This is a genomic window from Nocardia higoensis NBRC 100133 (genome assembly GCF_000308595.1).
GTDB classification, from domain to species: Bacteria; Actinomycetota; Actinomycetes; order Mycobacteriales; family Mycobacteriaceae; genus Nocardia; species Nocardia higoensis.
Map to the genome: position 1 here is coordinate 23,336 of NZ_BAGA01000182.1, position 22,402 is coordinate 45,737.

At 68.2% G+C, this 22,402-nt stretch carries 24 protein-coding genes; 16 read left to right on the forward strand and 8 right to left on the reverse strand.

From position 1 onward, the window contains the following. Positions 1-20: 20 nt before the first annotated feature. The 13 genes from ON26_RS29815 to ON26_RS29875 all read left to right on the forward strand — a co-directional run bounded on the left by ON26_RS29815 (position 21) and on the right by ON26_RS29875 (position 11,745). Positions 21-890, forward strand: a complete 870-nt coding sequence (locus tag ON26_RS29815; RefSeq protein WP_040801420.1) for a branched-chain amino acid ABC transporter permease — start codon at positions 21-23, stop codon at positions 888-890. Beyond that, positions 887-1,960 (forward strand): branched-chain amino acid ABC transporter permease, encoded by a 1,074-nt coding sequence (locus ON26_RS29820; protein ID WP_051027907.1) that lies wholly within the window; start codon positions 887-889, stop codon positions 1,958-1,960. The genes ON26_RS29815 and ON26_RS29820 overlap by 4 nt, the downstream gene beginning before the upstream one ends. After that, on the forward strand, positions 1,957-2,727 hold the full coding sequence (locus tag ON26_RS29825) for an ABC transporter ATP-binding protein (protein ID WP_040801422.1): 771 nt from the start codon (positions 1,957-1,959) through the stop codon (positions 2,725-2,727). The genes ON26_RS29820 and ON26_RS29825 overlap by 4 nt, the downstream gene beginning before the upstream one ends. After that, entirely contained in the window at positions 2,724-3,443 is a 720-nt protein-coding gene (locus ON26_RS29830) for an ABC transporter ATP-binding protein (RefSeq protein WP_085999109.1), read from the forward strand. The genes ON26_RS29825 and ON26_RS29830 overlap by 4 nt, the downstream gene beginning before the upstream one ends. 46 nt (positions 3,444-3,489) lie before the next feature. After that, on the forward strand, positions 3,490-4,629 hold the full coding sequence (locus ON26_RS29835; RefSeq protein ID WP_083884477.1) for an ABC transporter substrate-binding protein: 1,140 nt from the start codon (positions 3,490-3,492) through the stop codon (positions 4,627-4,629). Continuing rightward, positions 4,629-5,462: an SDR family NAD(P)-dependent oxidoreductase gene (locus tag ON26_RS29840; protein ID WP_051027909.1), complete on the forward strand. Its 834-nt coding sequence runs from the start codon at positions 4,629-4,631 to the stop codon at positions 5,460-5,462. Before ON26_RS29835 ends, ON26_RS29840 begins: the two co-directional genes overlap by 1 nt. Continuing rightward, on the forward strand, positions 5,462-6,247 hold the full coding sequence (locus tag ON26_RS29845) for an SDR family NAD(P)-dependent oxidoreductase (protein WP_051027911.1): 786 nt from the start codon (positions 5,462-5,464) through the stop codon (positions 6,245-6,247). Before ON26_RS29840 ends, ON26_RS29845 begins: the two co-directional genes overlap by 1 nt. Before the next feature lie 34 nt (positions 6,248-6,281). Next, positions 6,282-8,057, forward strand: coding sequence for an FAD-dependent oxidoreductase (locus ON26_RS29850; RefSeq protein ID WP_245546120.1), 1,776 nt, complete (start codon positions 6,282-6,284; stop codon positions 8,055-8,057). A gap of 58 nt (positions 8,058-8,115) precedes the next feature. After that, on the forward strand, positions 8,116-8,862 hold the full coding sequence (locus ON26_RS29855; protein ID WP_040801426.1) for a maleate cis-trans isomerase family protein: 747 nt from the start codon (positions 8,116-8,118) through the stop codon (positions 8,860-8,862). Positions 8,863-8,897: 35 nt separating this feature from the next. Then, the gene (locus tag ON26_RS29860; RefSeq protein WP_040801428.1) at positions 8,898-9,209 is read left to right on the forward strand and encodes a Dabb family protein; all 312 of its coding nucleotides are present in this window, start codon (positions 8,898-8,900) and stop codon (positions 9,207-9,209) included. Continuing rightward, a complete protein-coding gene (locus ON26_RS29865) occupies positions 9,206-9,844 on the forward strand; it encodes an isochorismatase family protein (protein ID WP_040801430.1) in 639 nt (212 codons plus the stop codon). Before ON26_RS29860 ends, ON26_RS29865 begins: the two co-directional genes overlap by 4 nt. A gap of 79 nt (positions 9,845-9,923) precedes the next feature. After that, positions 9,924-10,784, forward strand: coding sequence for an alpha/beta fold hydrolase (locus tag ON26_RS29870; RefSeq protein WP_040801433.1), 861 nt, complete (start codon positions 9,924-9,926; stop codon positions 10,782-10,784). A 76-nt stretch (positions 10,785-10,860) separates the two neighbouring features. After that, a complete protein-coding gene (locus ON26_RS29875) occupies positions 10,861-11,745 on the forward strand; it encodes an isocitrate lyase/PEP mutase family protein (RefSeq protein WP_040801434.1) in 885 nt (294 codons plus the stop codon). Here ON26_RS29875 and ON26_RS29880 read toward each other — a convergent pair. The 3 genes from ON26_RS29880 to hisD form a co-directional block, all read right to left on the reverse strand. Further along, positions 11,742-12,512, reverse strand: a complete 771-nt coding sequence (locus ON26_RS29880) for an IclR family transcriptional regulator (protein ID WP_169333797.1) — start codon at positions 12,510-12,512, stop codon at positions 11,742-11,744. The genes ON26_RS29875 and ON26_RS29880 overlap by 4 nt on opposite strands. Positions 12,513-12,609: 97 nt before the next feature. After that, positions 12,610-13,356 carry an SDR family NAD(P)-dependent oxidoreductase gene (locus tag ON26_RS29885; protein ID WP_040801508.1) on the reverse strand — a complete coding sequence of 249 codons (747 nt, stop codon included), beginning with the start codon at positions 13,354-13,356 and terminating at the stop codon, positions 12,610-12,612. An 80-nt stretch (positions 13,357-13,436) separates the two neighbouring features. After that, a complete protein-coding gene (gene hisD, locus ON26_RS29890; protein ID WP_083884481.1) occupies positions 13,437-14,774 on the reverse strand; it encodes a histidinol dehydrogenase in 1,338 nt (445 codons plus the stop codon). Between the two features lie 135 nt (positions 14,775-14,909). On the opposite strand from hisD, the gene ON26_RS29895 reads away from it, so the two are divergent. Further along, the gene (locus ON26_RS29895; RefSeq protein WP_051027913.1) at positions 14,910-15,935 is read left to right on the forward strand and encodes a LacI family DNA-binding transcriptional regulator; all 1,026 of its coding nucleotides are present in this window, start codon (positions 14,910-14,912) and stop codon (positions 15,933-15,935) included. Positions 15,936-15,966: 31 nt separating this feature from the next. Here the strand turns inward: ON26_RS29895 and ON26_RS29900 are convergent, their stop codons facing one another. The 5 genes from ON26_RS29900 to ON26_RS29920 form a co-directional block, all read right to left on the reverse strand. Further along, entirely contained in the window at positions 15,967-16,893 is a 927-nt protein-coding gene (locus tag ON26_RS29900; protein ID WP_051027920.1) for an alpha/beta hydrolase, read from the reverse strand. 229 nt (positions 16,894-17,122) lie between these two features. Beyond that, positions 17,123-17,620: an MTB12 C-terminal domain-containing protein gene (locus tag ON26_RS29905; RefSeq protein ID WP_040801438.1), complete on the reverse strand. Its 498-nt coding sequence runs from the start codon at positions 17,618-17,620 to the stop codon at positions 17,123-17,125. A 49-nt stretch (positions 17,621-17,669) separates the two neighbouring features. Next, positions 17,670-18,455, reverse strand: coding sequence for an enoyl-CoA hydratase (locus ON26_RS29910; protein ID WP_040801440.1), 786 nt, complete (start codon positions 18,453-18,455; stop codon positions 17,670-17,672). Between the two features lie 69 nt (positions 18,456-18,524). After that, positions 18,525-19,703 carry an acyl-CoA dehydrogenase family protein gene (locus tag ON26_RS29915; protein ID WP_040801442.1) on the reverse strand — a complete coding sequence of 393 codons (1,179 nt, stop codon included), beginning with the start codon at positions 19,701-19,703 and terminating at the stop codon, positions 18,525-18,527. Next, complete coding sequence (locus ON26_RS29920; protein ID WP_040801444.1) at positions 19,687-20,685, reverse strand: acyl-CoA dehydrogenase family protein; 999 nt, start codon at positions 20,683-20,685, stop codon at positions 19,687-19,689. Before ON26_RS29920 ends, ON26_RS29915 begins: the two co-directional genes overlap by 17 nt. Positions 20,686-20,860: 175 nt before the next feature. On the opposite strand from ON26_RS29920, the gene ON26_RS29925 reads away from it, so the two are divergent. Both ON26_RS29925 and ON26_RS29930 read left to right on the forward strand, forming a co-directional pair. Continuing rightward, positions 20,861-21,517: a TetR/AcrR family transcriptional regulator gene (locus ON26_RS29925; protein ID WP_040801446.1), complete on the forward strand. Its 657-nt coding sequence runs from the start codon at positions 20,861-20,863 to the stop codon at positions 21,515-21,517. Positions 21,518-21,557: 40 nt separating this feature from the next. After that, entirely contained in the window at positions 21,558-22,379 is an 822-nt protein-coding gene (locus ON26_RS29930; protein ID WP_040801516.1) for an acyl-CoA thioesterase, read from the forward strand. Positions 22,380-22,402: the final 23 nt, after the last annotated feature.

Genomic DNA, 22,402 nt, shown 5'->3' on the forward strand with positions numbered 1-22,402 from the left:
AAAGTCAGAGGTCCATTCTCATGATCGCCCAGTCCCTCGCAAGTGGGATCGCGATCGGCGGCATCTACGCCTTGCTCGCCGTCGCGTTCCTGCTCACCTACCGGGTCTCAGGCGTGCTCAACTTCGCCCAGGGTGAGTTCGTCATGCTCGCCGCGTTCATCGCCTCCGCGGTCGCGGGTTCGGCCGGTGTGCCCCTGGTGGCCGCCGCCCTGCTGGGTATCGGTGCGGCGGCTTTCGCCGGTGTGCTGATGGAGCGCGTGACCTACAAACCACTGCACGGCAAATCGCACGCTTCCCTGATCATCTCCACCGTCGCGGTCGGTCTCGTGCTACAGCAGATCGCCCACCTGGTGTGGGGACCGGAACCGCGGACCCTCGCCTCGCTGGTGCCCAACCGCTCGCTGGAAATCTTCGGCGCCCGGATCTCCACGGTGTCGGTGTTCATCGCGGTGGTCTCGGTGGCCCTGATCGTCGGAGTCACCCTGCTGCTCTCGCGGACCCGGCTGGGCCGTCAGATGCAGGCCACCGCCGTGGATGCCCCCACCGCGAAACTCATGGGCATCCGCACCGAACGGATGGTCATCATCGCCTTCGCCATCAGCACCGGTCTCACCGGCGCGGCCGGCGTCCTCGTGGCTCCGATGTTCTCGGTCACCGGCACGCTCGGCTTCCTGATCGCGCTCAAGGCGTTCGCCGCCTGCGTGATCGGAGGATTCGGCAATCTGCCCGGCGCAGCGGTCGCGGCATTCGCGCTCGGGGTCGTCGAGAACCTGGCAGGCACGTACATCGGCTCGGACAGCAAGGAGCTCATCGTCTTCGCGCTGATGATCGCGTTCCTGCTCGTGCGGCCGGAAGGAATCTTCGGATCTCGAGTGGGTGAGAAGCTGTGAAGACCCTGACGCAACTGAACAAGAGCGATCCTCCGAAGCGGGAACTCGCCCCCGGGCTGCTGCGTGAAGTCACCGGCACCTCGCGAGCGTCGCTGATCCTGTGGCCCGCCCTGATCGTGGCGGCTGTGGTGCTCGCCTTCGGCATCACCGACAACTACTGGCTGCAGATCGTCATCAACGCCGAGATCATGGTGATCGCCGCGGTCGGACTGTATGTGACCTTCGGCCTCGCCGGACAGGTCTCGCTGGGCCAGGCCGGCTTCTACGCACTCGGCGGCTACGGCACCGGGCTGCTGATCAGCCACTTCGATACGCCGTTCCTGTTCGCCATGATCGCCGGCGTCGCGCTGGCGGCCCTGGTCGGGCTGGCGCTGGGAGTTCCCGCCCTACGGCTCAAGGGCCACTACCTGGCATTGGTCACCCTGGGGTTCGGTCAGATCATCGCGCTGATCCTCATCAACTGGACCTGGCTGACCGGCGGCGCCACCGGCGTCCGCGGCATCATCAGCCCGCTGATCGGTTCGCTCGAACTCGAGACCGTGCCGCACTGGGCGGTGTTCGTCGGCCTGCTGGCAGTGGCGTCGGTGTACATCGTGCATCGCATCCATCACTCCTCCTACGGCCGGGTGATGCGCGCCGTGCGCGACAACGACTCCGCCGCGGCGGCTATGGGGGTTTCGCTCTCCCGGGTGAAGGTCCTCGCCTTCACCATCGGCGCGGCGTTCGCCGGGTTGGCGGGCGCGCTCAACGCGGGCTTCGTGACCTACATCAGCCCGGGCACCTACACCATGTCGCTGTCGGTGACCATGCTGTCGATGGTCGTGGTCGGCGGCGCGAAGAGCCCCTGGGGCGCGGTCGCCGGAGCTTTCCTGCTGACTTTCCTGCCCGAACTGCTGCGCGATTTCCAGGACTACTACCTGCTGTTCTACGGCGTGCTGCTGCTGGTGATGGTCGCCTTCGTGCCGCAGGGCATCTGGGGCGTGGCGCAGTCGGCATTCGCCCGGCTACGGGGATCGCGGGGCACCGGTGACCGTGCGGCCGAGGCCGAGGAAGAAGGAGTTGTCCCATGACCGGCGCGCTCACCGTCCGCGGACTGGTCCGCCGATTCGGCGGCGTGGTGGCCCTCGACGAAGTGGACCTCACTGTCGAGGCAGGCCAGACCCGCGCACTCATCGGACCGAACGGGTCCGGCAAATCGACCATGATCAACTGCATCTCCGGCGTCGACCGGCCCGATGCGGGCCGCATCGAGCTCGACGGCGCCGAGGTGACCGGCTGCGACTCGACCACCCTGTCCCGCAGGGGAATCGCCCGCACCTTCCAGACCCTGCGGCTCTTCGACGACATGACGGTCCTGGAGAACGTCATGGTCGCCATGCACCACACCCGGGGTTTCGGTCTGCTCTCGGCGATCGCTCTCACCGGCGGATACCGACGGGCCGAGGCCGGGATGCGGAACCGCGCACACGAACTACTCGAACTCGTCGGCGTCGCCGACGACGCCGGACGCGTCGCGGGCACCCTCCCCTACGGACATCGGCGTCTGGTGGAGATCGCCAGGGCCATGGCGCTGGATCCGACACTGCTGCTGCTGGACGAACCGGCGGCGGGCATGAACGAATCCGAGACCATCCGGCTGGCCGGGATCGTGCAGCAGATCGGCGCGACCGGGCTGTCCATGGTGGTCGTCGAACACAACATGGACTTCATCGCCTCGGTCGCCTCCCAGGTCACCGTGCTCGACAACGGACACGTGATCGCCGAGGGCACACCGCGCGAGGTCCGCGAACATCCGCAGGTCCTCGAGGCCTATCTCGGCACGAGCGAGGAAGTATGAACGCCATCCTCGAGGTCGAGGACCTCGTACTCAGTTACGGTGCGGCCCGCGCGGTGCGCGGCGTGGATCTCACGGTCGGCCAGGGCGAAGTCGTCACCCTCATCGGCGCCAACGGCGCGGGCAAGACCACCACCCTCAACGGCCTGGTCGGTCTGCTGAAACCCCAGCGCGGCCGGATCCGGCTGGACGGCAGAGACATCACCGGCAAGCCCACCGACTGGCTGGCCCGCAACGGACTCAACCTCGTCCCCGAGGGCCGCCGCGTCTTCCCCGGGTTGACCGTCGCGGAGAACCTGGACGTCGCCTCGGTCGCCGGACGCCTGCGCGGTTCGGCGCTGAAAGCGGCGATCGACGAGGTGTACGACGTCTTCCCCCGGCTGCGCGAGCGCCGCGAGAGCCTGTCGTGGACCCTGTCCGGCGGCGAGCAACAGATGCTGGCCATGGGCCGGGCGATCATCGCCCGCCCCCGGGTGCTGCTGCTCGACGAACCCTCCCTCGGCCTGTCGCCCAAGCTCGCCGCCGAGGTGGTGGGCCTGATGAGCCGCTACTCCCGCGAACACGGACTGTCGGTGCTGCTCGTGGAGCAGAACGCCAAGCTCGCGCTCGGCGCCTCGGACCGGGGCTACGTCCTCGAGCACGGCGAAATCGTGGCCCGCGGGGCGGCCACCGAACTTCTCGACGATCCCGAGGTGCGCCGTGCCTATCTCGGCCGCTGAAACAACACCCACGACCTCTCCCATCAGAGAAAGACGAGGTATCTCGATGTCTGTCAAGCATGTGCGTGCCGCCGCCGTCATCGGCGCCGCGGCACTGGCCCTGGCCGGCTGCTCCGGCGGCGGTGATTCCGAGGGTGTCACCCTCAGCATCGCCCTGCCCACCACCGGCGGTTCCGCCGTCCTGGGCGAACCGATGAAGCACGGCATCGAAATGGCGGTGGAGGAGATCAACGCGGCCGGCGGCATCGACGGCAACCAGATCAAGATCAACAGCGTCGACCTCGGCGCCGACGACACCGACGCGCTCAACGCCTTCAACCGGGCGGTCAGCGACAAGCCCACCGCGGTCATCGGGTTCCCGGTCTCCACACAGGGTTTCGCGGTCACCACGCAGGTGGACCGCAGCGGCATCCCGGTGATCATGTCCGGCACCAATCCCAAACTGGCCAAGAGCAGCGAATGGGTCTTCAACATGACCTCTTCCGACGAGATCACCACCCGGGCGGCCGCCGAGTTCGCGGCGAAGTCACTGGGCGTCCGCAAAGTCGCGCTACTGCGCGAATCCGGTGAGCTCGGCTCCGGCGCGTCGCAGATGCTCACCGCTGCCGCGAAGGATCTCGGGTTCGAGATCGTCACCGAGCAGATCTTCCAGACCGGTGACGTCGATCTGTCCACCCAGGCCAACGCGATCCGCGGCGCGGGCGCGGACATGCTCTTCACCTACGGGCAGCAGGCCGACTACATCGTGGTCGCCAATGCCCTGGCCACGGCGGGGGTGAAGCTGCCGACGTTCATCGCGGGCCTGCAGCCGGGCACCTACAAGCAGCTCAACTACGACGGCTTCGCCACCATCTACAACCGCAATCAGTGCATTCCGTCGGCGGCGAAAGACGGTGACGCCCTGGCCACCTGGTCGGCGTCCTACAAGGAGAAGTACTCGACCGATCCCACCGAGTACGCCGCCATCGCCTACGACGGTGTTCACCTGGTCGCCGACGCCATCACCGCCGCGGGTTCCACCGATCCCTCGGACGTCGCCGCGGCGTTGAGCGCGCTGCCCGAGAGCCAAGGCGTGTGCGGTGTGCACAAGGGCAGTGAGACCGGTGCGCTGTCGTTCGGCGTGACCATCGGCCACTACGACAACGGTGCCTACGTCGTCGACCAGCAGCTGTCGCTGGTGCCGTGATGAGCCACTATCTGATCACCGGTGGCGCGTCCGGCATCGGCGCCGCGGTGTCTGCCCGCCTGGCCGCGGCCGGACACCGGGTGTCGGTCCTCGACCGCGCCGAGTCCACCGATTCGCAAGCATGGTCGCAGATCCCCGCCCGGTTGCGCGGGGCGTGGCACAGCGTCGACGTCACCGACGCCGAGGCGGTAGAGGCGGCCGTCGCAGACCTGGGTGAACCACTCGACGGCCTGGTGGCGTGCGCGGGCATCGCCACCAGGGCCTCGCTGCTGGAGACAACCGCCGAGGAGTTCGACCGCACCCTCGACATCAATCTGCGCGGCACCTTCACCACGCTCCGCGCGGTGGCCCTCCAACTGGTCGCCGCAGGCAGGCCGGGCAGCATCGTCACGCTGGCCTCGACCGCGGGCATCGGCTACGTGTCCGGCCTCGGAATCGGCTACCACGCCTCGAAGTCGGCGGTCGTCGGCATCACCAAATCGGCGGCGGGCGATCTGGCCCCGTACGGAATCAGGGTCAACTGCGTCGCACCCGGCGTGGTGCGCACCCCGATGACCGTCGGGCAGCGCGGCAGCATCGGCGAGCAGCCGCTGGCCGCACGCACCCCGGGCGGGCGACTGGCCGAAGCCGACGAGGTCGCGGCCGCCATCGTGTGGCTGCTCTCGCCGCGCGCCAGTCTGACCACCGGCCATGTGCTGCCGGTCGAAGGCGGGCAGACCGCGATCAGTGGCGCGCCCGGCGGGGGATTCCCCGCACCGATCGCCGATACCCGCGCGATCGACCATCCTCGGCCCGACATCGCGGCCGACCAGGCATACGAGGAGGTCGGCTGATGGGACACGTCATCGTCACCGGCGGGGCATCCGGCATCGGCGCGGGGGTCGCGCGGGAACTGGCCGCGCGCGGCACCAAGGTGTCGATCCTGGATCGCGCCGAACCCACCGACTGGTGGGATGCCCTGCCCGAGGCCGTCCGTGGCTCGTGGGCCGTCGCCGATGCCGCGGACGCCACAGCACTCGAGGCGGCGATGACCGGCCTCGCGATCGCCGACCTCACCGGTCTGGTTGCCTGCGCGGGCATCTCGGTCAAGGAATCCTTCCTGGACAGCTCGGTCGACAACTGGGTGAACACGCTGTCGATCAACGTGCTCGGCACGGCACTGGCCTGCCGGTCGGTGGCCCGGGTGCTGGCCGAACAGGGCCGCGGCGGCGCGATCGTCACCATCTCGTCCACAGTGGCCTCCGGGCACACGGCCGGACTCGGCGCGCACTACCACGCCTCCAAGGGCGCGATCTCGGCGATGACCAAGGCACTGGCCGGCGAGCTCGGGCAGTACGGCATCCGGGTCAACGCCGTCGCGCCGGGGCTGGTCCGGACACCGCTGACCGAGTTCATGCGCGAGACGCAGGGCGAGGACACGCTCACCGCGCGAGTTCCGTTGCGCATCATGGCCGATCCCGAGGACGTCGCCGACGCGGTCGCCTTCCTGCTCTCCCCCGACGCGTCCATGGTCACCGGACAGGTGCTGCCCGTCGACGCGGGGCAGCTCAGTGTGGCGGGCCAGCCGGTGAGCGGCTTCCCCGATCCGATCATCCGCCCGGCGCGTCCGGTCCGCTGACCGGTAATTCGCTTCTTTCCGAAAGGCAATTCCCGTGAACGCCCCTACAGCCACCGTTGTCGTGGTCGGGATGGGCCCCGTCGGTATGACGGCGGCCCTGAGCCTGGCCCGCCGAGGCGTCGAAGTCACCGTGCTCGAGGCGGGTTCCGACCTGGCCACCGAATCACGTGCCTCCACCTTCCATCCGCCCAGCCTGCAGGTCCTCGCCGAACTCGGCGTCGTCGACGAACTGCTCGAGCTCGGTCTGCAGGCGCCGGGCTTCCAATATCGTGGCCACTCCAGGGAACTCGTCGCCCACCTGGACATGTCGGTGCTGGCGGAGGACACGCCGTTCCCCTTCCGGGTGCAGTGCGAGCAGAGCAAGCTGACCCGGATCATCCGGCGCCATCTCGAGCAGCTCCCCAATGTCACCCTCCGTTTCGACGCGCCCGTGCAGCGGGCGGAGATCGGCACCGGGTGTGCCCGGCTGTTTCTGCCCGGCGATACCTTCGAGCCGTCCATCACCGCGGACTGGGTGCTGGCCGCCGACGGCTCCAATTCGGCGGTGCGGCGCACGCTCGGCATCGCTTTCGAAGGCGTGACCTACCCCGAGCGGTTCCTGGTGGCCTCGACCACCCACGATTTCGCCGCCGACATGCCGGGACTGGCGCCGGTCTCGTATGTCTACGATCCCGACGACTGGGGCGTGCTACTGCGCACCCCTTCGCACTGGCGCGTGCTGTTCCCCATCGTCGGCGACCAATCCGACGCCGAAGCACTCGATCCCGAGCACATCCAGCGCAGGCTGCAGGGCGTGGTCCCGCAGCCCGAGCCGTACCCGGTGGTCCATTCCACCATCTACTCGGTGCACCAGCGGCTGGCGGCGACATTCGGTCTCGGCCGGGTGCTGCTGCTCGGCGATGCCGCCCACATCAACAACCCGCTCGGCGGGATGGGCATGAACAGCGGCATCCACGACGCCCACGCCGCAGTCGAGGCCGTCACCTACGCACTCGCCGGCGGCGACCCGGAACGCGCGGTAGCCACCTACGCCCGGGTCCGCAAGGATGCCGCGCAGCTGGACGTGCAGAAGAACACCCAGAAGAACTACGAGGAGATGCGCCAGACCGATACCGGCAGGCGCACCGAGCGGTTCCAGGAAATGGTGGGTATCGCCGCCGACCCGGCGCGCTCCCGCGCCTACCTGCGGGTGGCCTCGATGCTGGCCTCGTTCGAGACGTCGTGCCGCCGGATGCGGCGGGGCCTGACCCCGCTGGCCGGGCCGGCGCCGCGACCGGCTGGACAGCTCATGTCCGATGCCCTGCGCGAGTGGACCCTTCCGGGTACGCCCGAGGGTCTGCTGACCGCGGCGGTCCTGCCGCCGGTGGCCGCGGGCACAGACGAACTGGTCGCAGCCGTCGCCTCCTCCCCCGTGCCGGTGGTGGCCGCGCTCCCCGAGCACGGTGAAGTCGCCGAACTGGTCGCCCGCTGTGAACGAGCCGGGGTGGCGGCGGTGGAGGTCACCGGCACCGAGGATGTCGCGGCCGCGGTCGCCGCACGACGCGACGCCCTGGTCATGGCGACGGTCGACGCCTCGAGCGGCGACATCCAGGCCCTCACCGACGAGGTGTCGGCACTGGTTGCCGCGGGCGCCGACGTCGTGGCGCTCACCCAGACCGCCGATGCCGGGCTGGTCGGCAAGATCCACCTCGGCGAGAAGGCGGTCCCGCTCGCGGTGACCGGCCAGAGCCTGCCCGACCGGACCACCCTCTGCCTCGCCGGCGTCGGACTGGTCCTCGACCGCGAGACCCTCGCGACCCAATCGGTCTGACACTGCTCGCCGCTGCGAGCAGCGAACCAACGAAGAACGACAAGGAGTCATCACAACCATGACCGGAATCACCGCGCCCCGCGCCGAATTCGGCTTGATCGTCCCGTCGACCAACACCGTCGTCGAGGCCGAGTTCAACTGGATGCGCCCCGAAGGCGTCTCCTGGCACACCGGCCGGATCTTCATCCCGGACCCCAACTTCACCGACGACGAGGGCTTCGTGCGGTTCCTCGAAGGACTGCGGGTGGAGATCGGCCGCGCGGTCCGCGATGTCGTCACCGCCGAGGTCGACTACCTCGTGATGGGCATGAGCGCCGAGACCTTCTGGGGTGGCAAAGAAGGCGCCGAGCAGTTCATGGGCCTCATGAACGAACTCTCTCAGGGTCTGGGCGTCACCACGGGTGCGCTCGCCTGCAAGGACGCGATCGAGGCCTACAACGTCAAGCGGATCGGCGTGATCACCCCGTACCAGCCGGTGGGCGACGCCGCGGTCCAGCAGTTCTTCGAGGAGATGGGCTTCGAGGTCGCCGGTGTGCACGGCCTGAAGTGCCCGACCGCCACCGCCATCGGCGATGTGACCCCCGAGGAACTGCGCGCCGCCTTCGCCGAGGTGGACGGGCCCGATGTCGAGCTGCTGCTGCAGTGCGGCACCAACCTGGCCGGCGCCCGCCTGGCCGGCGAACTGGAAGCCGAGCTGCACAAGCCGGTGCTGTCGATCAACACCGTCACCGCGTGGCACGCCTACCGCACCAACGGAATCGACGACAAGATCGAGGGCTTCGGCTCGCTGCTGCTCGAGCACTGATCGCACACCCGACCACCACGGAAAGGAGCCCCCGCGTGCTCACTCATATCGGAGTTCTGACCCTGCAGGAGTCCGCCACCGAACAGGACAGGCAGGCCATCACCGACGGTCTGGCGGCACTCGTGGAAGTGGTGGACGGGCTGCAATCCGTCGCGACCGCGACCGGGCTCGGTCTGCGGGCCGGCACCGCGGATGTCGTTTTCCATCTCACCTTCTCCTCGGTCGAGGCCTGGGAGTCCTATGCGGACCATCCCGCGCACAAGGCGCTGATCGCGGACACGATCGCGCCGGTGCTCGTCGCGAAGACCTTCGCCCAGGTCGGCGGGTTCACCGAGGTATCGCGGTGACCGACTCGACCGACGATTACACCGCCGCGGGTCTGCAGGGTTCACTGCCGCTGGGCGCGAGCCCCGCCCTGGTCCTGGTGGACCCCGCCCGCGCGTACACCGATCCGGAATGCTCGCTGTACGCCGGTGTGGAAGAACCGGTAGCCGTCATGCGCCTGGTCCTGGGCTGGGCCAGGGCGGGCGGCATTCCGGTGGTCATCACCCGGGTCGAACACGACCCGACCGGCCGGACCGGCGGCATCTTCACCCGGAAGGTGCCCGCACTGCGGAATTTCGCCCCGGAGAGCCCGTTCAGCGCCTACATCGAGGGATTGGAGCCGATCGAGGGCGATGTCGAGATCGTCAAGCAGTACCCGTCGGCCTTCGCCAACACCCACCTGGCGGCGACGCTGCGCGCACTGGGCGCCGACACCGCGGTCATCATCGGCCTCACCACTTCCGGCTGCATCCGGGCCACCGCCACCGACGCGATGCAGAGCGGGTTCATCCCGGTGGTGGTCGAGGACGCGGTCGGCGACCGGCTGCCCGGCCCGCACGAGGCCAACCTGTTCGATATCCGCGCCAAGATCGGCGAGGTCGTCGACTCGGAACGGATCAAGTCCTACTTCGACTCGGTGCCCGACCGGCGGCCATAGAACGACCACGAACGGCGCCTTCCGCGCCCGTGGCGCCTGCCGCCACGGGCGCGGAAGGCACCGAGAAAGACAGGAGAACATGGACAACACGATCCGGCGCCGATCGGCCGAAATCGTCACGCTCCGAACGAGTGACGGCTGGGACCTCGACGCACTGCTCTATCCGGCGAGCGATCCGGCGGGCGCGGACACCGTCCTGCTGCACCTCCACGGCAAGGGCGCGACCATGCTCGACATCCACGCCCGCTGGCTGCCCGATCAACTGCCCGGCGTCGCGCATTTCGCGCTGAACATGCGCTGCCACGCACTCGCCTACAACACCGACCGCGACGATGTGCCGGTCGCGGGCGGCATGTACGAATCGCTCACCGACGGTGAGGTCGACATCGCGGCGGCGGTGGAGTTCCTGCGGGCCGAGGGATACCGCAAGATCATCATGTCCGGGCACTCGTCGGGCGGATACTACGCCGGTGTCTACACCCCGGAGGGTGAGGACATCGTCGGCCGGATCGTGCTGTCCCCGCTCACCGACAACAAGGTCGCGCTCGGCTGGTGGTATCCGGGTGAGGGCGAACTGGATTCCGTCCTCGCCCGCGCCCGTGACCTGGTCGAAGCGGGCAGGCCGGACGAACTCATCCCCATCGACCAGTGGTACTGGGCCATCAGCGCCCGTTCCCTGCTGGAGCGGGCCGCCCAACCCGACAGTGAGTTCTGGCTGGAGCGCGTGAACGCGCAGACCTCGCCGGTGTTGATGGGTTGGGGCGCCACCGAATCCAGGGACGGTCTGTGGAGCGGCATCTACGAGCGGCTGACCATGCCGAAGTTCAACGCCCGCATGGTCGACTCCGACCACTGGTATCACGGTTTCGAGGAACAGGTGACCGAACTCGTCCGCAAGTTCGTGGTCGAGGTCGCCGGAGTCGACCCGGCCCACCACTGAGCTCCGGCAAACCATCCTGCTGCCGGCCGAGCGGACTCCGCTCGGCCGGCGGCCTCATTCTTCCCAGGAGAGCACCGTGCTGTATTCATCGCTGACCCCGACCCAGAAGCGCCAGGCCCTGCGCGATCAGATCGCCGACCCCGAGATAACCGTTCTCCCAGGCGCTTTCAACGCGCTGGCAGCCCGGATGATCGAGCGGCGCGGTTTCGGCGGGGTCTACATCTCGGGCCACATGATCGCCGCGGATCTTGGACTGCCGGACCTCGGAATGACCACCGCGACGGAGGTCGCCACCCGTGCGCAGCAGATCGCGCGGATGACCGACCTGCCCGCGGTAGTGGACGCCGATACCGGTTTCGGCGAGCCGCTGAACGTGGCGCGCACGGTGCAGACACTCGAGGACGCGGGACTGGCGGGCTGTCATATCGAGGACCAGGTGAATCCGAAGCGCTGCGGCCACACCGACGGAGTCGAGGTGGTAGACGCCGATGCCGCGGTGCGCCGGATCAGGGCTGCGGTCGCGGCGCGACGAGACGACTCGTTCGTCCTGATCGCCCGCACGGACGCGCGAGCGCCGCTGGGCTTGGACGCGGCGATCGAGCGCGCCCTGGCCTATCTGGACGCGGGGGCGGATGTGATCTTCCCGGATGCGCTCGATCCCGGGGAACTGCGGCAGTTCCGGGCCGCGGTGCCAGGTCCGCTGCTGGTGAATCTGAACGAATTCGGGCGCGGCACACCGCTGTCCCAGCGCGAGGCACAGGATCTGGGCGTGGACATCTGCATCTATCCGATGACGCTGATGCGTTCGGCGATGGGGGCCGCGGATCGCACGCTGCGCGGGCTGCGGACCGTGGGAGACCAGCACGGCGAGATGGCGGCGATGCAGCCGGCGACGGACATGTACGAGATCCTCGGCAACGACGCGTATCTGGCGTTCGACAGCTCGGTGCTCGACGCTTAGGACAGCAGGGCGGCCACTTCGCCCGCGCCCGCGATGATCAGCTCACGGATCATCCGGCGCTTGTCCACGTCGGTGCGGAAGATGGGGGCGGCGCAGCCGAGCGCGCCCACCACCTCGCCGCGCACGGTGATCGCGGCGGCCACTCCCCAGATGCTCTCGTCGATCTCCTCGAACGATTCCGCGACGCCCTCACGGCGCACCTTCTGCCGTTCGGCCGGGCTGAGCAAGGGCGCGCGGCGTTGTTCTTCGTCGAGGGAGGCCAGGTACCGCTCCTGTTCGGCAACGGGCATGGCCGCCAGCAACACCCGGGGCATGGACCCCTGGTGCAAGACCATCGCCTGGCCCGGCTCGAATTGCAGGCGAACCGGTTTCCGGGACTCGGCACTGGCCACGTAGTAGACGTGCCAGCCACTGCGGCGGGCGACCAGCACGGTCTCGTCGATGGTGTCGCGCAGGCGCTGCAGTACCGGCATGGCGACCTCCCCCAACGGAGCGCGAGCCGCCGCCGCTGCCGCGGCCATGGCGGCGATCTGTTCGGAGAGCCGATACTTGTTGCCCGGCATCTGTTCGACGAGCCCGACCTCACGCAGCAGGGCCACATAGCGGTAGACCGCGGACTGGGTGAGGTCGAGCTCGGCGGACAGTTCGGCCGCTGTCCACATCGGCCTGGATTCGCTGAACGCGAGAAGGACACTGAGCAGCCGTCGTCCGCTTTCCGCACCGGCTACGCGCGCACCCCCGCGCTGCTCCGAACGAGTCGGTTTCATACACACAAACCTTAGTATGTGAAAGCTCGATTCGCACATCATGGGAAACATGGGACGAGTTTTCAACTGTCCGGAAACATGGTGCCGGAAGGTTTGCTCAATGAATGGTGTAGCCGCCGTCGACCACCAGCGTATGACCGGTGATCAATGCCGCCGCGGGTGACAGCAGGAAACAGACAGGCCCGACAACGTCTTCCGGCTCTCCGAAGCGATTCGCGGGAATTCGGCCCAGCAGTTGCTCGGCGAATCCCGGCCTCGACAACGTCGATTCGGTCAGCTCGGTCCGCACGAATGTCGGCGCGACACCGTTGACCCGGATACCGTACTGCGCCCATTCGAGTGCGAGATTGCGCGTCAACTGCGCCACCGCGCCTTTGCTCGACCCGTATGCCGCGCGCTCCTCGATGGCTACCAGACCGGCCTGCGAGCCGATATTGACGATGGCCCCGGGCCTTGCGGCATCGACACAGGTCTGCGCGAACGCCTGGGACGCGAAGAACAGGCCACGCACGTTCACCTCGTACACCGCGTCCCAGGATTCCGATGTGACCTGTAGTGCCGGTTGCGGAGCGTTCATCCCCGCGTTGTTCACCAGCAGATCGATCGCGGCGCCGCGCGCCTGCAGTCCGCGGATCGTCTCCGCGGTCGCCTCGATATCGGCCACATCGAGCACCACCGGCTCGGTGCCGTACCGCTCGGCGATCACCGCCGCCTCGTCGGCGTGCCGCGAGGTGCCGTAGACCGTAGCGCCGAGCGCGCGCAGCCCATCGGCCACCGCACGGCCGAGCCCCCGGCTGGCTCCGGTGACCAGTGCCGTCCGGCCGTCCAGACGGAAGTCGGGCATGTCGTACTCCTTCATCGATGGGGGAGGGCGCCGGGCCGCGCGTTCGCACTTCGATGCCGCGTGCCCCGGCGCACGGAAAATCAGTTCTTCGGAATCCAGTCGAACTGCGTGCCGCGGTACTTGGCCACGCGCACATCACCGGACCGGGCGTGACCCTCGAACCGCTCGACCCGGGCCGCACGGCCGGTGATCTCGCCGAGCAGCGCGCTGCTCTGCCGATCGGTCACCTCCTGGTAGGTCACCGTGCGAAGGTACTTGCCCACCCACAGTCCGCCGGTGTACCGCGCGGCACCGCGCGTCGGCAGCACATGATTGGTGCCGATGGTCTTGTCGCCGTAGGACACGCAGGTGCCCTCGCCGAGGAACAGCGCGCCGTAGTGCCGCATCGTGTTCAGGGCCTCGCGCGGATTCGCCGTGAGGATCTGCACATGCTCGGCCGCGTACTCGTCGGCGAGCGCGTAGGCGTCGGCGAGCGAATCGACGACGCGCACCTCGCCGAAATCGCGCCAGGACTTCCCCGCGAAATCATTGGTCGGCATATCGGGCAGGATCGCCGCGATGTGGTCGAGCACCGCCGCGCCCACCTCCTCGGAGGTTGTGATCAGCACGGCGGGCGAATCGGGTCCGTGCTCGGCCTGGGAGAGCAGATCGACCGCCACGATGAACGGATCCGCCGTCTCGTCGGCCACGATGAGCACCTCGGTCGGGCCCGCGAACAGATCGATGCCGACCTCGCCGAACAGCTGCCGCTTCGCCTCGGCCACGAAGGCGTTGCCCGGGCCGGCGATCATGTCCACCCGGCCGATCGTTTCGGTGCCGAGTGCGAGCGCGGCGACCGCCTGGACGCCGCCCATGATGTAGATCTCGTCGGCGCCGGCCAGCACCATCGCCGCCACCGTGGCGTCGGGGATCTCGCCGTCGATCGGCGGCGTGCACGCGACGACCCGCTCCACGCCCGCGACCTTCGCCGTCACGATCGTCATATGGGCGCTGGCCAGCAGCGGGTAACGCCCGCCCGGCACGTAGGCGCCCGCCGCGGAGATCGGCACGTTGCGCTGCCCGAGCCGCACGCCGGGGAAGGTTTCGAACTCGAATTCCCCGAGCGAGGCGAGCTGGCGTTCGGCCATCGCGCGCACCTGATCCTGCACGAACCGAATGTCGTCGATCACCTGCGCCGGGACCCGCCGCATCACTTCCTGCAGTTGCTCCTCGGACAGTCGCAGGCTCGGCGGGGACCAGCGGTCGAACTTCTCCGAGTACTTGCGGACCGCGGCGTCGCCGTTGTCCCTGATATCGGCGATGACCCCTTCGACGATGCCTCGGACGTCGGCGGAACCGGCGGTGGCTGCGGCCGAGCCGATGCGGTTCTTGAGGGCGCGGGACGGAGTGCGCGGGTCTGTGGTGAAGGCGGTAGCCATGCGATCTTCCTCATCTCGGTGGTTCGACGAGCAGAATGTATACGTATTCATCCGCTTTGCGCAACGGATTCTGAATACGTATACATCGACATAGACTGTTCCGGTCACACCGTACGAAGCGCACAGAGGAGCACCATGGTCACCAGCCGTGATGTCGCCGCGGCCGCGGGAGTCTCCCAGGCGACCGTCTCGAGGGTCCTTGCGGGCGCCACCACCGTCAGCCCCGCCACCAAGGACAGAGTCGTCGCCGCCATGCACGCGGTGGGCTACGTCCCCAACCTCTCGGCGCGCGCGATGAAGACGGGCCGCGCGGGCACCATCGGCGTCGTCGTCGCCGACCTCACCAACCCGTTCTATCCCCAGCTGCTCGAGGCGCTGGGCAGGGCGTTCACCGAGCACCGGATCACCGTCTGGATCGCCGACGGCCCGCTCAACGAGGCTGCCCTGCAAGCCATCTCCGAACGCAGCGTCGACGGCGTCCTGTTCACCACCGCCACCCACGACTCCGCCGAACTCCGCGGCGCACTCGACCGCGCCGCCCCGATCGTCCTCGTCAACCGCACCTTCCCCGACCTGGATTGCGACCAGGTCGGTTCCGCCAACCGGGCAGGCGGCGCACTCGTCGCCGACGCATTCATCGACGGTGGCCGTCGCAGGTGCGCCGTGATCGGCGGACGCGCCGACATCACCACCACCCACGAGCGCAGCACCGGATTCGCCCAACGCCTCGCCGAACGCCACCAGCCGGCACCGCAAACCGTGCACGGCAGCTACACCCACACCTCCGGCCACGCCGCGATGACCGCCCTGCTCGATCGGCCCGAACCACCCGACGCGGTGTTCTGCACCAACGACCTCCTCGCCTTCGGCGCCCTGGACGCCGCCCGCGAGCGCGGCGTCCGGGTACCGGAGGATCTGTGGGTCTGCGGCTACGACGACGTCGATATGGCGGCATGGCCCGCGTACGCACTCACCACGGTCCGCCAGGACGTCGGCGAACTGGCCCGTTGCGCCGCCGAACTCCTGCTCGCCCGCCTCGAGCACCCCGACGCGCCACACCGCCGGATCGAACTCGCCCCCGAACTCGTCCACCGATCCTCGGCGCCGTCACCGCAACAGATTTGGCGATCGAACCGCAGCAGGAGTGCGCAACCATGGTGAATCGCCTCGCCTGGCGAATCTCCGACGGTCGTCAGTGGGCGCCGAGCGCGTCGAGGATCATCGGGCGCGCGGTCGCGATCGCCTGCTCCCAGTAGGGCCAGGTGTGGGTTCCGCCGACGATCTCGACACGAGCCGGGATGCCCAGCGCCGCAAGTCGATCACCGAAGATGCGCACGGAAACCAACGCGATCGCCTCCAACCCCATCGCGTTCACCGTGTTGCCCACCCCGTACGGCACATCGGGAGGCCCGGGCAGGCCGGCGCCGGCCGATACGTACATCGGCAGACCGCGCAGCAGCTCGGCCTGAACCGTGGGATCGTTGCGGCTCCAGCTGGGGTCGCCCACCGGGCCCCACATATCGTCCACATTGAACTGGCCCTCGTCCCACAACGCCGCGCGGATCGCCTCGTTCCACATCGGGAAGGTGGGATTGAGGAATCCGGAGAAGGAGCCGGCGAACGTGAACTGGTCGCGGTGGTGCGCGGCCAGTGTCAGGGCTGCGCCACCGCCCATGGAGGCGCCGACGATGGCGTTGCGGCTACGCGATACTCCGTATCCCTGCAGAAAGGCGGGCAACTCCTGGGTGAGGAAGGTTTCCCACTTGTAGGTGGTGACCTGGCCGTTGGTGCTGCTCGGCCGATACCAGTCGGTGTAGAAGCTGGAGTGTCCACCGACCGGGAACACCAGCGTGACATTGTCGCCCGCGAACCGCCGCAGCACGTCGGTGTCACTGGTCCACTGACTGTGATCGTCCGGCGCCCGCAGACCATCGAGCACATAGAGCGCCGAATCACCGCCGCGCGCGGCCCACTGCACCTGAATCTTGATCGGCCCCATGCCGGACGGCACGAAGAGCTCTTGGAACCCGCCGGCCGGAGCCCGGAGTTTCGCGGCCGTGATCGGCGCGGCACCGGCGATCGCCCCGAAGCTCCAGACGATCGACGTCAGTACCGTCATCGCCGCGGCCACCGCGCCGATCCTGTCGAACCTCCCCTTCACCGCACGCCGATTCGCCACTCGCACTCCAATCCCGTATCAGGCTCGAATAGTGCATATGCGCTGCGTACGCTATCGAAATCCGTGGCCATCTCCCGGCAGCACACGCTGAGAATCGCGAGCAGGCGGAAACGACGAGGCCCGATGCGAATCGTGTTCGCATCGGGCCCCGCTGTCGCGCCCCGCCCGGTCAGCAGGCCGGCGAAGTTCCGCCCTGCAGCGCCATCAGGGTGCAGAAGGTGGTGGCGGCGACCAGCCACTGGCCGCCTTCTTTCACCGCTTCCCCCGCCTGATCGGCCAGGACCGGGTTGCCACCCATGACCAGCGTGTAGGTGACCGCGGCGTTGCTCTCGTCGACCAGTTCGACCTTCGAGACCTCGACACCGAGGCCCGCCGACTGCGGATTGGCTGCCTGGGCTTGCAGGACCGGGAGGAAGGCGTCGCTCTGTTGCACCTTCGCGGCCCGCTCCTCGGGGGTCTTGGTGGAGTCGAAGAAAGTCGCGTAGGTGGCCTTGATCGCCTCGATCGTGGCCGGGTCGGCGGCCGCGGAGGTGGTGGCGGCGGCCGAGGTGGTCGTGGTCTCTGTCGCTTCGGTGCTCTCGTCGTCGGAGCAGCCGGTCAGTACGACCGACGCGGCGAGCGCGAGACCGAAACAAGCCGCGGCGGTGCGGTGCAGGGAATGACGCATGGGGTTCCTCATCTCTGAAAGGGCTGTCGGGTGGGGGAAGGGAACGGCGCTACTCGATGGCGGCTTTCATCTCGTCGAGCTTCAGCAGAATCGGGTAGCCGTTGACACTCAGCGCATTGCCGTGGCCGGTCTGGTGGACGTCGAACACCGATTGGATGGCGGCGTAGAAGCCCTGCACGTCGAGCGTCTGATTGACCGCGCGTTTGGCCTGACGCAGGCCGAACGGCGGCATCTTCGCGATCTGGGCAGCCAGTTCCCTGGTCGCGGAGTCGAGTTCGGCCCTCGGCACGACCTTGTTGACCATGCCAACCCGCTCGGCTTCCGCGGCGGTGACCGGGCGGCCGGTGAACAGGATCTCCTTGGCCAGCCGGGCGCCGAGTTCCCAGGTGTGGCCGTGGTATTCGACGCCGCCGATGCCCATCATCACCACCGGATCGGAGAACTTGGCGTCGTCCGCGGCGACGATCAGGTCGCACGGCCAGCACAGCAGCAACCCGCCGGCGATGCACCGCCCCTGCACCGCCGCGATGGACGGCTTGGGGATATTGCGCCAGCGCAGCGAATACTCCAGGTACCGGCGGGACTCGAGATTGTAGATGGTGTCCAGGGTGATGTTGCTCGGGTCCGGCCAGGACTTGTCGTTGAGGTCGTGACCAGCCGAGAAATGCTTACCCTCGGCGCGCAGCACGATCACCGAGACCTCGTCGGCGGCGGCGGCGCGCACCCAGGCGGCGTCGAGTTCGTCGAGCAGCTCGCCGTTCTGGGCATTGGCGGCCTCGGGGCGGTCGAGGGTGATGGTGGCGATGCGTTCGCTCACCTCGTAGCGGATGTACATCGGATTCCTCAGCTGACTCGGTTCTGTTCGGTGGTTCGGATACGGCTCGTCGCCCGGCCGAGGGCGCGCTCAGCCGCGTGGTAGTCCCAGCACGCGTTCGGCGACGATGTTGCGCTGGATCTCCGATGTGCCGCCCGCGATGGTTCCGGCGAAACTGCGGGCGTAGCGCTCGAACCAGCCGCGCACGAAGTTGTCGTAGTTCAGCGGCTGCAGCGGGGCGGTGAGCGCGGGATGGATCAGCGCTTCCGCGCCCGCGGAGTCGAGTGCGTATTCGGCCCCGCGTTGCACCGCTTCGGAGCCGAGCAACTTGAGCACCGACAGACCGGCCACATCCTGTTCGCCGCGCGCCGCGTCCGCCAGCGCCGCGGAGCCGAGCAGCCGCAACGACAGGTTGTCCATCACCAGGCGCGCGTAGTTGTCGCGGTCGAGCGGGGTGACCGGGCGGAAGTCGGTGACCAGATCTTGTAACCGGTCGGCGAAGCTCAGCCACAGCAGCGTGCGCTCGTGTCCGAGCGAACCGTTGGCCACCTGCCAGCCGCCGTCGAGCGGACCGACGAGGTTGGCCGCGGGTACTCGCGCGTCCTCGAAGAAGACCTCGTTGAAGTCGAGGTCCGCCGGGTCGCACAGGGAGGCGAACGGCCTGCGGGTCACGCCCGGGGTGTCGGTCGGGATGAGCAGGACGCTGATGCCCTTGTGCTTGGGCGCGTCCGGATCGGTGCGCACGAAGGTGAGCAGCACGTCGGCGTCGTGGGCACCGGAAGTCCAGACCTTCTGGCCGTTCACCACGAAGTGGTCGCCGTCGAGCACGGCGCGGGTCCGCAGACCGGCCAGGTCGGAACCGGCGCCGGGCTCGCTCATTCCGAGCGCGGCGGTGATCTCGGCGCGCAGGATCCGCACCGCCCAGTCCCGCTTCTGCTCCTCCGTGCCGAACGACAGCAGCGAGGCCGCGATGATGCCGAGCCCCTGCGGATTGAAGCTGTGGTACATCCGCCGCCGCGACAATTCCTCGAGGTGGACGTACTGCTCCAAGATGGTGGCATTGCGCCCGCCGAACTCCGGTGGATTACCGGGCAGCAGCCAGCCGTAGTCGAATTGCGTGCGCTGCCACTGTCGCGCCCATTCCGGCACATCCGCACTGGAGACCGGTCGGTGCGCGAGCGCGGCGTCCTCGTCGGGTGCGTGCTCGGCGAGGAAGGCCACGAACTCGGCGCGGAATTCCTCGACCGCCGGGTCAAAAGTCAGTCGCACGGTACTCCTCGGCGATCAGGGCACGATGGTGTGCGGCACCACCGAGCAGCAGTTCGCCGGCCTTGGCCCGCTTGAGCGCGAACTGCAGGTCGTTCTCCCAGGTGAAGCTCATCGCGCCGAACAACTGCATGCCGTGCGCGAACACCAGCGATTGGCACTCCCCCGCAGCGGCTTTCGCCATCGAGGCGGCGATGCGGCGGCGCGGGTCGTCGGCGGCGATGGTCATGGCCGCGAAATACGCCAGCGCGCGCGCTCTTTCGATGGCGACGTGCATATCGACGGCTTTGTGTTTGACGGCCTGGAAGCTTCCGATCGGCACCCCGAACTGCGTTCGTCCCCGCACGTGGCCGAGCACCAGCTCCAGGACCCGCGCGCACGCGCCCACCGTGGTCATCGCCAGACCCGCCAGCGCCACGTGACGCGCCTTCTCCGGATCGGCGTCGACCTTGGCGTCGTCGCGCACCGGCACCGCCGCGAAGGTCACTTCGGCAAGGTGCAGCAGCGGGTCGAACACCTGCTCGCGCCGGATGATCGCCGACGCGGCGGGGACGACGAACACTCCCGACGCGGTCACCACCGCCAGCCAGTCGGCGCGATCACCGTCGAGCACGTGGCGCGCGGTACCGGTGAGCACCCAGCTGTTGCCGTCGTGATGCACCCCGACACCCTCGTAGATCGCCGCCCCCGCGGCGCCGGCCGACTCGAATCCCGCTGCCAGCGGAGCGAACTGCGTCGCTGTCGCGAGAAAGGGCGTGGGATCGGTATGCCTGCCCAATTCCTCGAGCACGATCCCCAACTCCACCGCCGCGGCGGGATCGGTCAGCTCCCCCCATCCCTGCTCGGCGTAGACCCGCCACAACGCTTCGGTCGAGGCGCCCTTGTCCGCGACTTCTCGGATCAGTGCGGCCGGACAGTGCCGGGTGAGCACCTCGCGGACAGTGTGCTGCCACAGGCGCTGATCGGCGTCGAACTCCAAGAGCATCCGGACTCACCTCCTCGCCTGGTCCGCCACACGATCGTGCGAGAATAGCATTCTCGCCTGAAGAAAGTGAAGCATTCGCAATAGGGAAGCCTAGTGCTCAGAACGACCGAAAACGAACGTTCCTCCGGTACAGTGCGTTCATGTTCTCTTCCGCCGACCCAGGAGTGAGGCACCCGTGAGCAGCCCCGGCGAAGAGCCCGCATGGAAGCAGCGCGCCGTCGAGCGCTCGCTGCGAACCGCGAAGTTGCGAGCCGAAGAGCGCGTGCAACGGTTCCTCGACGCCGCCCAGGCGATCATCGCGGAGAAGGGCACCACCGACTTCACCGTGCAGGAGGTGGTGGACCGGTCGCGCCAGTCGCTGCGCAGCTTCTATCTGCAGTTCGACGGCAAACACGAACTGCTGCTCGCCCTGTTCGAGGACACCCTGGCCCGCACGTCCGAACAGTTGCGGGCCGCCACCGAGGGCAGGACCGATCCGCTGCACAAGCTCCAGGTCGTCGTGGAACTACTCTTCGAGCTGTGCCGACCGGATCCGGCGGCCCAGCGCCCGCTGTTCACCGAGTTCGCCCCCCGATTGCTGGTCTCCCATCCCGCACAGGTGAAGCTCGGCCACGCGCCGATGCTGGCGCTTTTCACCGAACTCATGGACGAGGCCGCCGCGGCCGGGCAGTTGCGCAAAGGCGTGAACACCCGCCGGATGGCCGCGATGGTCATGCAGACGGTCATGTTCACCGCTCAGTCCAACGGCAATCCCGACGAAGAGACCCAGAATCCCATCACCGCCACCGAGGTCTGGAACTTCTGCGCGCACGGGTTCACACCGGATCGGTAATAGCATTCTCGTGTGCGAGAATATGACCTACACTCGGATCATGTCCGACCTGTGGAGTGATCTCGTCGAGTGCCTCGACATCACGCGAATCGCCTCCCCCGACAAGTCCGGCGACGACGTCGAGACAGTGTTCGAGGGACGCAATCAACAACTCACCTATCACCGCGTGTTCGGCGGCCAGATCCTCGGCCAGTTCGTCCGCGCGGCGTCGGCGAGCTTTCCCGACAAGCAGGTGAAGTCGCTGCACGCGCTCTTCCCGCGTGAAGGTCGCTCCGACGAGCCGATCCGCTACCGAGTGCGCCGCCACCACGCCGGCCGCACCTTCGCCTCGGCCGCCATCGTCGCCGAGCAGGCCTCCGGCGTGATCGCCACCGCGTCCATCTCTCTGCACGCCCCCGAGGACGGGCCGCAGCGCCAGACCACCGAGCCGGTGCCCACCCTGCCCGGGGCCGAGCACAAGGCCGACTGGGACCTGCTGCCGTGGGAGATCCGCGCCACCCGCGAGATCGACGAGAAAGGCAGCAGTGCACCGGAATTCGAGTTCTGGATGCGCACCCCCACCGTCGTCCCGGCACTCGCACAGGCCCTCGCGTCCTACGCCACCGACCTCACCCTCATCGGCACCGCACTGCTTCCCCAGGAGGGCTTCTCCCAGAGCGGCAACGGCACCGCCTTCCTCTCCGCGGTCACCTCGCACACGCTGTGGTTCCACCGCGAATTCCGCACCGACGACTGGCTGCTGCTGCGTCAGCACAGCCCGATTCTCGCTCACGGGCGCAGTTTCGGGCGCGGCGATATCCTCACCGAAGCCGGCGACCTCGTCGCGTCCTACGCCCAGGAGGCGCTGGTCCGCCTGCCGTGACCTGCGGGGTCGTCAAGGGGAAA

Bases quoted from the DNA above. Each gene is read 5' to 3' on its own strand.
- ON26_RS29815 (WP_040801420.1), top strand. From the start codon at position 21: ATGATCGCCCAGTCCCTCGCAAGTGGGATCGCGATCGGCGGCATCTAC.
- ON26_RS29825 (WP_040801422.1), top strand. From the start codon at position 1,957: ATGACCGGCGCGCTCACCGTCCGCGGACTGGTCCGCCGATTCGGCGGC.
- ON26_RS29830 (WP_085999109.1), top strand. From the start codon at position 2,724: ATGAACGCCATCCTCGAGGTCGAGGACCTCGTACTCAGTTACGGTGCG.
- ON26_RS29835 (WP_083884477.1), top strand. From the start codon at position 3,490: ATGTCTGTCAAGCATGTGCGTGCCGCCGCCGTCATCGGCGCCGCGGCA.
- ON26_RS29840 (WP_051027909.1), top strand. From the start codon at position 4,629: ATGAGCCACTATCTGATCACCGGTGGCGCGTCCGGCATCGGCGCCGCG.
- ON26_RS29845 (WP_051027911.1), top strand. From the start codon at position 5,462: ATGGGACACGTCATCGTCACCGGCGGGGCATCCGGCATCGGCGCGGGG.
- ON26_RS29855 (WP_040801426.1), top strand. From the start codon at position 8,116: ATGACCGGAATCACCGCGCCCCGCGCCGAATTCGGCTTGATCGTCCCG.
- ON26_RS29870 (WP_040801433.1), top strand. From the start codon at position 9,924: ATGGACAACACGATCCGGCGCCGATCGGCCGAAATCGTCACGCTCCGA.
- ON26_RS29880 (WP_169333797.1), bottom strand. From the start codon at position 12,512: ATGAAACCGACTCGTTCGGAGCAGCGCGGGGGTGCGCGCGTAGCCGGT.
- ON26_RS29885 (WP_040801508.1), bottom strand. From the start codon at position 13,356: ATGCCCGACTTCCGTCTGGACGGCCGGACGGCACTGGTCACCGGAGCC.
- hisD (WP_083884481.1), bottom strand. From the start codon at position 14,774: ATGGCTACCGCCTTCACCACAGACCCGCGCACTCCGTCCCGCGCCCTC.
- ON26_RS29895 (WP_051027913.1), top strand. From the start codon at position 14,910: ATGGTCACCAGCCGTGATGTCGCCGCGGCCGCGGGAGTCTCCCAGGCG.
- ON26_RS29900 (WP_051027920.1), bottom strand. From the start codon at position 16,893: ATGACGGTACTGACGTCGATCGTCTGGAGCTTCGGGGCGATCGCCGGT.
- ON26_RS29905 (WP_040801438.1), bottom strand. From the start codon at position 17,620: ATGCGTCATTCCCTGCACCGCACCGCCGCGGCTTGTTTCGGTCTCGCG.
- ON26_RS29910 (WP_040801440.1), bottom strand. From the start codon at position 18,455: ATGTACATCCGCTACGAGGTGAGCGAACGCATCGCCACCATCACCCTC.
- ON26_RS29920 (WP_040801444.1), bottom strand. From the start codon at position 20,685: ATGCTCTTGGAGTTCGACGCCGATCAGCGCCTGTGGCAGCACACTGTC.
- ON26_RS29930 (WP_040801516.1), top strand. From the start codon at position 21,558: ATGTCCGACCTGTGGAGTGATCTCGTCGAGTGCCTCGACATCACGCGA.